Raw genomic sequence first — 12,867 nt, forward strand, 5'->3', positions numbered from 1 at the left:
TACCTCCCAACTCAACGTGCAAGGCATACAAAGGCGTGCGATTCAATTCGGTCATGGCGGATACCTTTTTCGTATCTATCTGGTCAGAGCACTTGCCCGTCAGTCTGAAGCAAGCCGTGTGAAATGCAACGGTTCTGTCCCTTGGCCGCGTTCTGCGCCTGCCCCCGTAACGAGGGCTATTCGGGCGCTGATCGCTTGCACCGGAATAGATTGTATACGGGCGCATGCATCGTTAATGTTCCTATAGGAAACTTTTTTCCGTTAGGCAACACACGAAAAGGCGAAGCCGCCAGACCGGCGGGATTCGCCGAAACAGGCCGGGTTCCGGTTAAGGTATCTTAGGGAATTCGCCCGAAAAATTTGTATTTCTGCTGCGCCTTATCCGGCGGGGCCAGCCAGTTTGTGAACCGCGTGATCCAGCACGGCCAGACCGGCAATCAGATCGTGTTCCGCCGTGTCCTCGGCAAAGTCATGGCTGATGCCGTTGATCGAGGGTACGAACAGCATCGCAACCGGCAAATGCCGCGCCACATTGGTGGCGTCGTGCAGCGCGCCCGAGGGCATTCGGCGCCATTTGCCCGGCGCCACCTGCGCCGCCCCGTCCTCCAACGCAAGGCGGAGGGTTTGGTCCATGGCGACAGGCTCCAGCCCCAGCATCGGGCCATAGTCCAGCACCATGCCCTGCTCCTCGGCAACCTCATGGGCGGTGGAACGGATGATCTCTTCCATACGCACCAGACGCGCGGCATCGCCATCGCGCCATTGCATCGAAAACCGCACCCGACCCGGCACGATGGACGAGGCATTGGGATGCAGATCGACGCGCCCAATGGTCCAGACGGTCTGCGGGGTCACCACGTTGCGGAACCGGTCATTGAGCCGCGTGTTGAACAGCGACAGGGCCTGAAACGCGTCACGGCGCAGATGCATGGGCGTGGTGCCAGCGTGATTCTGCTGGCCTTCGAACGTGATGGTCATGTCGCGAATGCCGACGATATCCGTAACGATGCCGATCTGGTCACCAGCCGCATCCAGCGCCGGGCCTTGTTCGATATGCATCTCGATAAAACCGCTGAACCGGGCGGGATCGACGAAATCTTGCGCCAGATCACCCATCGCGGCGCGGGCGGTGCCAAAACTGACCCCTGCCGCGTCGGTCAGCGTATCCGCCTTTTCCAGCGGCAAACCGCCGGACCAGACCGCTGAGCCGGTGGTGACGCCGAACCGGCCTTCCTCGTCCTGAAAGCTTACGACCGAGACGGGGTGGTCGCTGGATCGCGCAACCTCAAGCGCCGCGATCACGCCCAGCGCGCCGTCCAGCCAGCCGCCCTCGGGCTGGCTGTCGGAATGCGAGCCCAACAGCAGTGAGCGGCCGGGGGCCAGGCCGAACAGATTGCCCACCGGGTCGAATTGCGGTTCCAGACCAGCCTCAATCATCCGCCCAGCCAACCAATGGCGCGCAGCGATATCGGCATCGGAATAGGCCGGGCGCACCACGCCCTTGCCCACGCCAGAGGCCCCGAATTCGCGCAACCGGTGCAGGTCTGCCAGAAAGCGGTTTTCGTCGATGGCCATGTCGCCCCCATCCTTGCTCGTACGGATGACAATAGCCGCCGCACGACCCAAAGCAATCGCTGCACGATATTTCTGAACCTCGCCGCGAAACCCCTCTGGCCCCGGGCAACAACCTGCCCTAAGACTTCGCCCATCAGAAGGGACCGACATGTCGCATATCACTTTGGTGCGTCACGGGCAGGCCAACTCGGCCGCACGGGACGAGGCAAGCTATGATCAGCTCAGCGAGTTGGGTCACCAGCAGGCGCGCTGGCTGGGGGCGCATCTGCGCGACACCCGCGCCCATCACCCGCGCGTCTATTGCGGCACCCTGACCCGGCATGTGGAAACGGCCACCTCCATGGGCCTGACCGATCCGATCCGCGATCCGCGCCTGAATGAGATCGAATACTTTACCCTCGCCCAACTGTTCGAACAACAGCACGGCGTCGCCATCCCGACCGATCGTGAGGGGTTTGTTGACCACCTGCCCAAAACCTTCGCTGCATGGGCCGATGGTGCGTTGGAGAACCCGCCCGAGACCTTCGAGCAGTTCGAAACCCGCGTCAGCGACGTGTTGCGCGAGATCGGTACCGAAGGCGGCGGCGCGATAGTGGTGACGTCGGGCGGGCTGATCTCGATGGTGGTGCGGCAGGCGATGGGACTGGATATACCGGCCATGGCGCGGGTGGCCCTTGCCATCATGAACACGTCGATGCATCGTCTGCACCCGATTGGCACGCAGCTGAGTCCGGTCCTGTTCAACGCGATCCCACATCTTGAGGCCCCGGACCGGCATTTCGCCCAGACGCATTTGTAAGTGATCGGAGACCCCTGATGCAGCTTTACTACGCCCCCCGCACCATCTCGGTCGCCGTGGCCATCGCATTGGAGGAGGCCGGGCTGGACTACGAGGCCATCGCGCTGGATTTTGCCGGAGGGGAGCAGACCAAGCCCGCCTATAAGCAGATCAACCCCAAAGGCCGGGTTCCGGCGCTGGCGGTTGAGGGCGGTATCCTGACCGAAACCGGCGCATTGCTGGAATATGTCGCCGCCATGGCTCCGCAGGCCGGGCTGGTGCCGGACGATCCGGTCAAGGCCGCCCGCATGCGCGAAGTGATGTTCTATCTGGCCTCGACCATGCATGTGAACCACGCCCATAAACAGCGCGGACATCGCTGGGCTGACAAAAAAGCTAGCTGGAAGGACATGACCGCCAAGGTGGCGCAGACCATGACTGCCTCCTGCGAATATATCGTCTCGAACGGGCTGCGCGGGCCGTTTGTGCTGGGCGATGAAATCTCGCTGGCCGATCCGTATCTCTACACCGTCTGCAGCTGGTTGGAAGGCGACGGTGTTGACGTAACGGCCTTTCCGAAGATAGTCGCCTTCCGCAAAGCGATGGAGGCCCGTCCCTCGGTTCAGGCGGTACGCGCTGCAGGAATGCTCTGACAAAAGGAATACGCATGACACATCTCTGGGTCCGGGCAGAACAGCGCCCGAACGAGGAACGCGTTGGTTTGACCCCCGAAGGGGCCGCCGCGCTGATCAAGGCAGGCATCCGCGTCACGGTCGAGGAAAGCCACGCTCGCGCCATCCCAATCGACGGCTACAAGGATGCAGGGTGCGAAATCGCACCCGAAAACTCCTGGCCTGACGCCCCCGCGGATGCGATCATCTTCGGCCTCAAGGAACTGCCCGAGGACGGCACGCCCCTGCCCCATCGGCACATCATGTTCGGCCATGCGTTCAAGGGCCAGCATTCGGGCCGTGCCCTGCTGGAACGATTCAAGGCCGGGGGCGGCACGCTTTATGATCTGGAATATCTGGTGGATGAGGATGGCCGCCGCGTGGCTGCCTTTGGCTATTGGGCCGGGTACGCGGGTGCTGCGGTGACGCTGAAAACATGGGCCGCGCAGCATCGCGGAAAGGAATGCCCCTCGGTCGGTGTCTATGCGGGCAAGGACAGTCTGAACGCCGAATTGCTGGCCGAGCTTGACGCGACCGGCGCCGCCCGTCCCCGCGCCATCGTGATCGGCGCTTTGGGCCGTGTTGGCACCGGCGCTGCCGATCTGTGCGAGGCGATGGGTGTTGCGGTGACCAAATGGGACATGACTGAGACCGCCAGCGGCGGACCGTTCCCCGAGATTCTGGACCATGACCTGTTCCTGAACTGCATCCTCGCCCGCCCCGGCACCCCGGTCTTTGTCCCGCGCGAGGCCCTGACCGCGCCGCGCAACCTGACCGCCATCGGCGACGTGGCCTGTGACCCGGACAGTGACTACAACCCCATTCCGATCTATGACCACGCCACCAACTGGGAACAGCCTGCCCTGCGTGCGGCGACCGACCCGGTGCTGGACGTTGTCGCCATCGACAACCTGCCATCCATGCTGCCGGTCGAAAGCTCGGAAGACTTCGCCGCGCAACTGCTACCCTCCCTGCTGACCCTGACCGATCTTGAAAGCGGTGTCTGGGGTCGGGCGGCGGCGACCTACAACTCTCATATCGAAGGGATCTGAACGATGACCATTCACTGGTGTGGCACCGGCCTGTCGGCCATCCCCGGCCTGCGCCGCCTGATCGAAGGCGGCCACAAGGTCACCGTCTGGAACCGAACCGTCGAAAAGGCCAAAGCCGAAGTCGGAGACCTGACGGATGACATCCGCGCCTTCGACATCGACGCCTTGGGCGCGGTGCTGGAGCAGAGCGACGTGATCGTGTCCATGCTGCCGGGCGACTGGCATGTGCCTCTGGCGGAACTGGCAATCTCGAAGGGCGCGAACTTCGTCTCGTCCTCCTATATCGCGCCCGAGATGCGCGCGCTGGACAACAAGGCGCGTGAGGCCGGAGTGGCACTGGTCAACGAGGTCGGGCTGGACCCGGGCATCGACCACCTGATGGCGCATGCGTTGATTGATGACTACCGCGCCTCGGATGCGTTCGATCCGGAAAACCACCTCAGCTTCATCTCCTATTGCGGTGGCATCCCCAAACACCCCAACCCGTTCCGCTACAAGTTCAGCTGGTCGCCGCTGGGCGTGCTCAAAGCGCTGCGCTCACCGTCCAAGTCAATCCGCGATTACGCCCCGCTGGATGTGGCCCGCCCGTGGGACGCGATCAGCAGCTATATCGCACCGCTGCCGACACCCGAAAGCTTCGAGGTCTACCCGAACCGCGACTCGATCCCTTTCATGGAGCAGTACCACTTTGAAAAGCATTGGCCGGTCAAGGAATTCGTCCGCGGCACCCTGCGCCTGAACGGCTGGGCTGATGCCTGGTCGGATGTGTTCACCGAGATCGAAACCCTCTCGGGGCCCGAAGGCGACGCGCGGCTGAAAGAGATGTCGGACCAGTTCTGGGAGGAGAATGCCTATGACGAAGGCGAGCCTGACCGCGTGGTGCTATGCGTCGGCCTGAAGGCCGAGAAGGACGGCGTTTCGGTCTGGCACAAAACCTATGTCATGGACGCCTGGGGCGACGAGCGCGGCACCGCCATGGCCCGGCTGGTGTCTATTCCGGTGTCACTGGCCATCGAGGCCGTCCTGAACCGCGCCATCCCGGCAGGCGTTCACGCGGCACCGAGCGATCCGAAACTGGTGCAGGGCTGGATGGCTGAGATCGACAGGTTGGCACAGCATTTGCAGGTTGTTGATCATACGGGTTGATTTGTGGGTTACGACCGGGCTTTACCCCGGTCGAACCTCAATTTGCGTAGACATGCGCCAAGTCCAGAAAATTTAAGCGAAGCGCCATGTTAAATTGCTTCTCTGCTATCCACTCAAATTCCTCTTTTTCCATCGGCGCTAATCCTATCCACTCATAATCCTCTTTTTCTTCTTCCGATAATTCAAGATAGACGAATTTTCCACCAGATACACAGTCAAACAACTTGTGAGCTTGAATTAACCGTCTGGCCAAGTCCGATGGAATCGCTTGACTGTCTGAGTGGGAGAACCAACTGCTAAACGTCGAAACGTATTCCCCTGAAATGTAGCGCGTGGCAAGCTGAGTGCCGGAATCGAACAGATCACGCAGCGTCTGATATTCTGTGTTCTTTAGAATGTGACCAACTTGTACGGGTCGTTCCCGTGAATAGTCTTCTATTACATCATTGCATTCGAGGTTTGGGTAGGACCCACGTTTTTCCGGTAGCAAAGGCGGGCAGTTTGCGGCCAGCAACGTACATGACAGAGTAAATTGCCATCGAAGTTTCGGATTGTATAGATCACCTGCCAGATCATCCCGCAGTTTCAAAGCATACTCAAGAAACGCTGCCTGGCTTTTGGGAAACCGCGATGGGTTCCAAGTGATTTCCTGTTGTTCACCGCCTGGCAACCAATCCGCGCTTTCATCCTTACTCCAGTTCTGGCTGACCATGTCGTCGATGGCGCCATATTCTTCAAGTTCGGACAACAGCTTGTACTTGTTTTTCAAGGAATACTCATCCTCGGGGTCCAGTTTCAACGCTTCATCAATTGCACGCAAAGATGCCCGGTAATCCTCGGCCCGCGCCAGAATCAAGCTTTTCCATTGCCACGGAACGGGGCTCTGCGGGTCTTCGGCGATCGCCAGATCAACCTCTTGCAGGGCAGCGTCCCAATCCTTCTGCTTTATGAAAACCCGCATCTTGTGCCGGTGCATCAGCGACCGGGTCTCTGGAGTCCAGGCGGTCCAGGTTAGCAAGGTGTCACAGGCGGCCAGCGTGTCCTGCGGTTCGCCCGGATTAAGGTTGCAGGTTTTGACGAGGTCTTCGTGTTTATCGGCAAGGTACAGGACGGGAAAGATGGCCAGAACCCCAAAAAGGGCCAGCACCCGGACAAAGGAGAACGGACGTTTTTGGGTCGCGACAGGGGGATCGGATTTCATGCAATCAACCAGAAGTATATCTGGGCTGACCCTAATCAGACCGGCGCGCGGTTGTCTACGATCCGGCCTCTTTTTCCGTCAAGTGTGGCCGCAAGGAAGGGGCGGCACCGATGGTCCGCCCCTTGTCAGATGTTCAGATATATTGCGCGATGACGGCTTCGACGTCGATCCGGCTGATCCCAAGTTCGGACAGTTCGTGATCTGTCAGGCGGTTCAGCTCTTGCGCGGCGCGCACGATATCGGTGCTTATGGCCCGCATGTTCATCGCGCGGTCGAACAGCAGCAGCGCGCTGCCGCTGACGCCTGTGTCGAAGGTTGTTTCAGTATCCAGCATCATGATCTCCTCACAGGTTGGCCGCATCAAAACGGCTGGTTGAAGGGCTGGCTGTGATAGACCTCCAGATATGCGCGGCGGTTGATCTGTTCGCGCGGGATGCCGATGTCACGCAGCTGCCGGTCGGTGAGCCCGCCCAGCGTGTGAACCGATTGCACAAAACTCCAGCGGCGACGGATGTCGTCCTTGATCCCGGTCAGTGCAGAGATAAGACCCGCAAAGAGGCCGCCTGAGGTGTAAGTTGTCTGTGCGTATGCCATGCCTTTTCTCCTTTGGATGCAGGTTTCAGTATCGTTCTGACACCTGATAAAGGAGCCGCCCGTTAACGAATGACGGGCGGGGCATTAAACTTTGTTCATCTGCCGTGCGGGGTGGCAGATCACATCAGATCGTTTTCCACATCCTCGGCCGAAATCCCCAGCGCATCCAGACCGTTCTCCAGATGATCCGACAGGTGCGGCGTGCCGATCAGGTAATCGGCGCAGGGGGTCGAGGCCTCGGATTTCGCGGTGGCGATGGCCTCGGCCAGATCCTCGGCGAAAAAGCTTTCGCGACCGATCCACATGATGGCGACCAGTTCGGCCTGCTCATCCTCACTCATCCGGTCGACGAAAGCGCGCAATTCGCCCTCGGCCCGGTGCAGCTCGCGGCCCATCATGGCGACCTGAGCGACTTTTCTTGCCGAGATTTCCATCATCTGTCCCAACTCCTTGTGTTCGCGGTTCAGATGGGACTCAACCATCCCCGATGGGACCCGTCTTTGATCTTACGCAAATCGCGGGGTCTAGTCACGCGCCCGCGACAGGGGCTGTTCCGGCACGGGGGCAGAGCGGAATGGACGAAAGACGGCACGTTTCGCCCACAGTTTCAACGCCTGCCACAGGATCAACGCAAAGGCCCGGCGTGCGCCAAACGGGCGGCGCAGCAGGGACCACAGGATCACCCGGTCGGTCAACGGCTGGCGCGGGCCGGTCAGGGTGGCGATCAACCCACCTTTTTCGCGGCCATAATCGATCCAGACGCCCACCCGATCCGGGCGATAGTCGAACCGGAACGTATAGCTGCCCGCGATCTGCTGGAACGGAGACACATGCATCAGTTTATCCGCAACGATCCGATCCGACGGCTCGATCCGGGACATATCGGGCTTGTGACACAGGTAGCTGTGGCGCGTGCCATAGGTGTTCGTCACCTCGGCGACCACAGCGTATAGCTGATCCTGATCGTCGAAACAGAACCAGAAACTGACCGGGTTGAACACATGCCCCAGCACGCGGGGCTGGGTCAGTAGAGTCAGGCGATTGGGCTGAGGAAAACGCAACTCCTCAAACCGGGCGCGCAGCCACGCGGCCCCGCCCCCCTGTTTCGGCACCCCGCCATGGTCGCGCGCCCTCCAATTGGTCAGGTTGGCGCGGTTGACCGAGAACAGCACAGGCGTGTCCGGCTGGCCCTCGGGGTCCAGCAGGATGTAATCGACGGAATAGCGAAAGGCGTTTTCGATCTGCCCCTTGCGCCCGTGATAGGTGTGGCCTGCGATATGGTCTATTCCGGTCATTGAACCTCGGCATTCAGTCTTAGTACGGAATCTAGCGCGGTTCGGATCAATATAAGCGGTGAAAGTGATCCGGCTTGGGCCGCGCCGCGTATTGTGATTATGTTTACCGAGATCGACACCGCGACCATGGACGATCCCGCGCCCCTTTTGGGCGCGGACAGACCCCGGGTCGTGCAGAAACGCATCAAGGGCAAACGGGTGAACGGCAGTTGTGATTCCAAGGCCGAATGGGTGGGCCACATCAAACGCATCCGTGAGGCGCAAGATCAGGCGGCTTTTGCCGAGCTGTTTCAGCATTTCGCGCCACGGATCAAGGCGTTTTTGATCAAGTCGGGCTCAGACGCGGCGCTGGCCGAGGAATGCGCGCAAGAGGTGATGGCGACCTTGTGGCACAAGGCGCATCTATTCGACCCTTCGCGTGCGACGGTGGCCACCTGGGTGTTTACCATCGCCCGGAACAAGCGCATCGACGTGCTGCGCCGACAACGCCGCCCCGAGCCCGAAGATCTGGGCTGGGGACCCGAAGCCGAACCGGATCAGGACGACGTAATCGCGCTGCAACAGGAAACCGCGCAACTGCGCCGCGCCCTACGGGCGCTGCCCGAAGCGCAGAAAGAGCTGATCGAAAAGGCCTATTTCGGCGACCTGAGCCACCGCGAGATCGCCTCGCAGACCGGGTTGCCGCTGGGCACGATCAAGTCACGAATACGGTTGGCGCTGGATCGCTTGCGCCACGCGATGAACTGAGATGACGATGATGGAACAAAGTATCAGACATCACCTGACCGACGACCTGCTGATGGCCTATGCCGCCGGGTCCCTGCCCGAGGCGTTCGACCTGATGGTCGCCACCCATATCTCGATCTGTGATCATTGCCGCGCGCGCGCCGAGAGTTTTGATGCCGTGGGCGGCCATGTTCTGGGCGAACAGGATACGGCAACCATGGACGAGGGCTCGCTGGCCGCGACCATGGCGCTGATTGCGCAAGGGGCGCCGGTGGCAAAACCTGTACGACCCGCCTGTTCCGTGCTACCTGCCCCGTTGCAGGATTACGTCGGCGGCGATGTGAACGCGATCCGGTGGCGACCCATCGGCATGGGCGTCAAACAGGCGATCCTGCCCACCACGCGCGAGGCCACGGCCCGGCTTCTGTTCATCCCCGCCGGGACTGCGGTGCCGGATCACAGCCATAATGGCATCGAACTGACCATGGTGCTGCAGGGCGCATTCTCGGACGAGGTCGACCATTTCGCCCGTGGCGATGTCGAGATTGCGGATGAGCATCTGGAACACACGCCGACCGCGGATATCTCTGAGGATTGCATTTGTCTGGCCGTCACCGACGCGCCGCTGAAATTCAGCAAGCTGATGCCGCGCCTGTTCCAGCCGTTCCTGCGGATCTGAGCATCACAGAATTTCGAATAAACGCCCGAAAACCGGCGTCGCAACGGCGCTGGTTTCGGTTAATCTACGGGCATGAGACTTGATCTGCCTGACGATGACACCCTTTATTCCGCTCTTGTGGCCTGCGATCCGTCATGGGATGGGCGTGCGTATGTCGGCGTGACCTCGACCGGAGTGTTCTGTCGCCTGACCTGCCCGGCCCGAAAACCCAAACGCGAGAACTGTCAGTTCTTTGCCACCATTGCCGAATGCCTGAATGCGGGGTTCCGGGCCTGCAAGCGCTGCCATCCGATGGCACCGGCGGCCCAGGCCGATCCGGTCATTGCCTCGCTTCTGGCAGCATTGGACAAGGACCCGACCCGCCGCTGGCGAGAGGCTGATCTCGCATCGATGGGGCACGATCCGTCCACCGTGCGCCGCGCCTTCAAACGCCATTTCGGGACCACTTTTCTGGACATGGCGCGGCAGGCCCGGTTGCAAGCAGGGCTGACCACTCTGGCGCAGGGCGGCAAGGTCATAGACGCGCAATTGGAGGCAGGCTTTGAATCGCCGGCCGCGTTCCGGGCCGCGTTTGCGAAGCTATTGGGGATGCCACCGGGTGCATTCCGGGCGGATGCGATGGTGCGGGCCGACTGGTTCGATACGCCCTTGGGCGCGATGATCGCCGTCAGTGACCGCACCCACCTGCACCTGCTGGAATTTGCGGACCGCAAGGCACTGCCCACGGAACTGAAGCGACTGCACAAGGCGTGCAAGGGGTCCCTTGGTTTTGGCCGCTTCGCCCCCACCGATCAGGCCGAGGCACAGTTGGACGCGTTCTTTCAAGGCCGCTCACCCGGTTTCGACCTGCCCCTTGCCCTACACGGCACCGAGTTCACAAAATCCGTCTGGCGCATTCTGCAAACCCTGCCCGCCGGGACCACACATTCCTATTCGGAGATCGCGCGGCGTCTTGGGCGACCAGAGGCCGTCCGGGCCGTTGCCCGCGCAAACGGCGCCAACCAGATTGCCATCGTCATCCCCTGCCATCGTGTCTTAGGTGCAGATGGCACGTTGACCGGCTATGGCGGCGGCCTGTGGCGCAAGCAAAAGCTCATTGAACTGGAACGGCACTATGCCCCGCAAAACCGATCAGGGTGCAGGTAGAGTATAAGCGATCAACAGGGCGGCAGCGCAGCCCCTGACCCGAGATCAACCTTCGGACTTGCCCAACGGCACCACATTGGTGTGATCGTCGGGGGCCAGCTCCTCAAAATCGAAATTGTCCAGCCGCTGCGCCCGACGACCTGCTTTTTCGGCGCTGATCTTAATCTCCGAGATATCCTTGGCCGCCTGCCCAAAATGCCGGTCGAGGTTTGACACGCGGTCGCCCAGACGTTCCACATCCTTATGCAGCAGGCCCAGCTCCTTGCGGATCGCGCCTGCCTGTTCGCGCATTCGGGCGTCTTTCAGGATCGCGCGCATCGTATTCAACGTCGCCATGCAGGTGGTGGGCGAGACGATCCAGACGCGTTTGGAAAAGCTCTCCTGTACCAGTTCGGGGAATTTGGCATGCAGTTCGGCATAGACCGCCTCGGACGGCAGGAACATCAGCGCACCATCGGCGGTTTCGCCGTCCAGAATGTACTTCTCGGCAATATCGTTGATATGCTTGCGCACCGTGCTGCGGAACATCTGCACCGCCGCTTTCAGCTCGGCATCATTGATCGAGCCGATCAGCGCCTCATAAGCTTCCAGCGGGAATTTGCTGTCGATCACAATCGGGCCCGGAGGGTTCGGCAGGTTGATCAGACAATCCGCCCGCCGCCCGTTCGACAGCGTGGCCTGCAACTGGAAACTGTCCCGGGGTAGCGCCTTGGAGACGATATCGTTCAGCTGAATTTCCCCAAACGCCCCGCGCGTCTGCTTGTTCGACAGGATGTCCTGCAACGACAGCACATCGCCGGACAGTTTGGTGATATTGTCCTGCGCCTTGTCGATGGCCGCCAGACGCTCCTGCAATTGGGTCAGCGAGGTCGCGGTCTGTTTCGATGAGCCATGCAGCGATTCCTTCATCCGCTCCTGCATCTCGGCCAGCGCGCGCGCCGATTTCATCGCGTTATCGGCCAGCCGGTCATTCATCTGCTGCTGCACCGAGGACAGGCGGGTTTCCACTGTCTGGATCACCTGCACCTGCGCATTGGCCTGCGTGTCCGAGACATGTTGCAAGCCGCCGCGCAGCTGTTCCTGCCCCTGCCCCAATTGCTGCACATGCTGGCCCAGATGCGCCATCTGCCGCGCCAGAGGCTCTGCCATCCGGGCCGAGCGCTGCGCCGCGCGCAGCGACAGGAACAGCAGCAGCAGGATCAACGCCACCACCCCTCCGGCGATCAGCACCGCGGGGTCATTCAATGCCACTTGGGTTCCTGCAATCTCGATCATGTCGCCTCGGATGTTCTTGTTTTATTCTTCATAGCGCGACCCGGTCCCGGGATCAACTGCGGCCAAACAGACGTTCGATATCGGCCAGCTTCAGCTCCACATAGGTGGGTCGCCCGTGGTTGCACTGGCCGGAGTGGGGGGTCGCCTCCATCTCGCGCAGCAGGGCGTTCATTTCCTCGGCCCGCATCCGGCGGCCCGAGCGGACCGAACCGTGACAGGCGACGCGAGACAGGATCGCCTCGATCCGCGCCTGCACCGTCTGGCTTTCGCCCTGATCAGCCAACTCGTCGAGGATATCGAGGATCATGGCGCGGGCGTCGACCTCCCCCAGAATGGCCGGGGTTTCGCGCACGGCGATGGCACCGCCGCCGAAGGGCTCCAGCGTCAGACCAAGGCACGAGAGGTCGTCGGCCACCGCCATCAAACGCGCGCAATCACCTTCGGAAAGCTCAACGATTTCGGGGATCAGCAGCGCCTGCGCGGCGACGCCGTTCTCGGCCATCTGAGTTTTGAGTTTCTCATAGACCAGCCGTTCATGGGCTGCGTGTTGATCCACGATCACCATGCCATCGGCGGTTTGGGCGATGATGTAATTCTCATGCACCTGCCCGCGTGCCGCACCCAATGGCAGGTCCTGTGGTTCGGGCGTATCCGGGGCGGGAACAGGTGCCGGGTCAACCACCCGCCCGCTGTAATCCTGCGACAGCTCGGCAAAGCCCGGCGCTTGCG

The 12,867-nt window shown here is 61.2% G+C and carries 14 protein-coding genes and 1 pseudogene; 7 read left to right on the plus strand and 8 right to left on the minus strand.

The features are described 5' to 3' along the window. Positions 1 to 378 precede the first annotated feature (378 nt). Entirely contained in the window at positions 379 to 1,575 is a 1,197-nt protein-coding gene (locus MPJ51_RS20100; RefSeq protein ID WP_298390574.1) for a Zn-dependent hydrolase, read from the minus strand. 148 nt (positions 1,576 to 1,723) lie between these two features. On the opposite strand from MPJ51_RS20100, the gene MPJ51_RS20105 reads away from it, so the two are divergent. Genes MPJ51_RS20105 through MPJ51_RS20120 form a run of 4 tightly spaced genes read left to right on the plus strand, consistent with a single transcriptional unit; the run spans position 1,724 to position 5,222 of the window. Beyond that, a complete protein-coding gene (locus tag MPJ51_RS20105) occupies positions 1,724 to 2,374 on the plus strand; it encodes a histidine phosphatase family protein (RefSeq protein ID WP_298390576.1) in 651 nt (216 codons plus the stop codon). A gap of 17 nt (positions 2,375 to 2,391) precedes the next feature. Then, positions 2,392 to 3,006, plus strand: coding sequence for a glutathione S-transferase family protein (locus MPJ51_RS20110; protein ID WP_298390578.1), 615 nt, complete (start codon positions 2,392 to 2,394; stop codon positions 3,004 to 3,006). A gap of 14 nt (positions 3,007 to 3,020) precedes the next feature. Further along, positions 3,021 to 4,076 (plus strand): saccharopine dehydrogenase, encoded by a 1,056-nt coding sequence (locus MPJ51_RS20115; RefSeq protein WP_298390580.1) that lies wholly within the window; start codon positions 3,021 to 3,023, stop codon positions 4,074 to 4,076. Positions 4,077 to 4,079: 3 nt separating this feature from the next. After that, the gene (locus MPJ51_RS20120) at positions 4,080 to 5,222 is read left to right on the plus strand and encodes a saccharopine dehydrogenase family protein (protein ID WP_298390582.1); all 1,143 of its coding nucleotides are present in this window, start codon (positions 4,080 to 4,082) and stop codon (positions 5,220 to 5,222) included. Positions 5,223 to 5,259: 37 nt separating this feature from the next. Here MPJ51_RS20120 and MPJ51_RS20125 read toward each other — a convergent pair whose 3' ends face one another. From MPJ51_RS20125 to MPJ51_RS20145, 5 genes are all read right to left on the minus strand, one after another. Further along, positions 5,260 to 6,423, minus strand: coding sequence for a hypothetical protein (locus tag MPJ51_RS20125; RefSeq protein WP_298390584.1), 1,164 nt, complete (start codon positions 6,421 to 6,423; stop codon positions 5,260 to 5,262). Between the two features lie 133 nt (positions 6,424 to 6,556). Then, complete coding sequence (locus MPJ51_RS20130; protein WP_298390586.1) at positions 6,557 to 6,757, minus strand: hypothetical protein; 201 nt, start codon at positions 6,755 to 6,757, stop codon at positions 6,557 to 6,559. A 26-nt stretch (positions 6,758 to 6,783) separates the two neighbouring features. Continuing rightward, positions 6,784 to 7,017 carry a DUF1127 domain-containing protein gene (locus MPJ51_RS20135; RefSeq protein ID WP_298390587.1) on the minus strand — a complete coding sequence of 78 codons (234 nt, stop codon included), beginning with the start codon at positions 7,015 to 7,017 and terminating at the stop codon, positions 6,784 to 6,786. A 119-nt stretch (positions 7,018 to 7,136) separates the two neighbouring features. Further along, positions 7,137 to 7,454, minus strand: a complete 318-nt coding sequence (locus MPJ51_RS20140; RefSeq protein ID WP_298390597.1) for a DUF3775 domain-containing protein — start codon at positions 7,452 to 7,454, stop codon at positions 7,137 to 7,139. A gap of 87 nt (positions 7,455 to 7,541) precedes the next feature. Then, positions 7,542 to 8,312 carry a DUF1365 domain-containing protein gene (locus MPJ51_RS20145; RefSeq protein ID WP_298390589.1) on the minus strand — a complete coding sequence of 257 codons (771 nt, stop codon included), beginning with the start codon at positions 8,310 to 8,312 and terminating at the stop codon, positions 7,542 to 7,544. Between the two features lie 99 nt (positions 8,313 to 8,411). On the opposite strand from MPJ51_RS20145, the gene MPJ51_RS20150 reads away from it, so the two are divergent. The 3 genes from MPJ51_RS20150 to MPJ51_RS20160 all read left to right on the plus strand — a co-directional run bounded on the left by MPJ51_RS20150 (position 8,412) and on the right by MPJ51_RS20160 (position 10,863). Beyond that, a complete protein-coding gene (locus MPJ51_RS20150) occupies positions 8,412 to 9,059 on the plus strand; it encodes a sigma-70 family RNA polymerase sigma factor (RefSeq protein ID WP_298390591.1) in 648 nt (215 codons plus the stop codon). A 10-nt stretch (positions 9,060 to 9,069) separates the two neighbouring features. Next, positions 9,070 to 9,717 carry a ChrR family anti-sigma-E factor gene (locus MPJ51_RS20155; RefSeq protein WP_298390599.1) on the plus strand — a complete coding sequence of 216 codons (648 nt, stop codon included), beginning with the start codon at positions 9,070 to 9,072 and terminating at the stop codon, positions 9,715 to 9,717. A gap of 72 nt (positions 9,718 to 9,789) precedes the next feature. Then, complete coding sequence (locus MPJ51_RS20160) at positions 9,790 to 10,863, plus strand: trifunctional transcriptional activator/DNA repair protein Ada/methylated-DNA--[protein]-cysteine S-methyltransferase (protein ID WP_298390593.1); 1,074 nt, start codon at positions 9,790 to 9,792, stop codon at positions 10,861 to 10,863. 45 nt (positions 10,864 to 10,908) lie between these two features. Here the strand turns inward: MPJ51_RS20160 and rmuC are convergent, their stop codons facing one another. Further along, positions 10,909 to 12,138: a DNA recombination protein RmuC gene (gene rmuC / locus MPJ51_RS20165; protein WP_298390595.1), complete on the minus strand. Its 1,230-nt coding sequence runs from the start codon at positions 12,136 to 12,138 to the stop codon at positions 10,909 to 10,911. 52 nt (positions 12,139 to 12,190) lie between these two features. Then, positions 12,191 to 12,867, minus strand: a pseudogene (locus MPJ51_RS20170) (DNA mismatch repair protein MutL); the annotation flags it as partial.

Source organism: Ruegeria sp., assembly GCF_028066395.1.
Lineage (GTDB): Bacteria > Pseudomonadota > Alphaproteobacteria > Rhodobacterales > Rhodobacteraceae > Ruegeria.